Genomic DNA, 766 nt, shown 5'->3' on the forward strand with positions numbered 1-766 from the left:
CAATCCCATGGATTGCGCGAGATGTCCGAGCCCAGTTCTGTTGAAACCAAGGATGGCTTAGTCGGCCGGATCTGGTGGAGGGACTGGAGGTAGGAAGGAAGCCTGTCGTCAGGATTGCCCATTGTTCGGTGCCTTTTGGTGCTGTCTGATGGTTGGTCTGATTACCGTTGCCTGACCGCGCGGTACCGGATTTAATCTCGAGAAGCTGGTCTTAAAGATCCGGCCCAAGCGAGCTGCTCGGCGTAGCTCCAATAAAGGGACCGGATCGAACACGTCGATGGCATCTGAATGATCTGGTTGTAAAAGGTAACCAGATTGTTGGAGCTGGCCGTATGGCCAGATTTGGCACCCCCGCGGCGAAGCCGACGGGACAAGGTTTGCCAAATCCAACTAAAGATGAGCATTGGCAATGAGAACGATTAAGTGTCGTAAGGGCATTTGGTGGATGCCTTGGCATGCACAGGCGATGAAGGACGTGATACGCTGCGAAAAGCCGTGGGGAGCTGCGAATAAGCTTTGATCCATGGATCTCCGAATGGGGCAACCCACCTTAAATGCTTGGAAAATCCAAGTTGTTCGGAAGAACGATTTGGGTTTCCAAGCATTGTGATAAGGTATCTGCACCTGAATAAAATAGGGTGTAAGAAGCGAACGCAGGGAACTGAAACATCTAAGTACCTGCAGGAAAGGACATCAACCGAGACTCCGCAAGTAGTGGCGAGCGAACGCGGACCAGGCCAGTGGCAATTGTGTTTAAAGCGGAACA

General features: G+C 52.0%; 1 rRNA gene. It reads left to right on the plus strand.

Features of this window, described 5'->3' with window-relative positions:
* Positions 1-417 precede the first annotated feature (417 nt).
* Positions 418-766 (plus strand): 23S ribosomal RNA (locus tag IB244_RS31585); the annotation flags it as partial.

This window comes from Rhizobium sp. RHZ02 (assembly GCF_014851575.1).
Lineage (GTDB): Bacteria > Pseudomonadota > Alphaproteobacteria > Rhizobiales > Rhizobiaceae > Rhizobium > Rhizobium altiplani.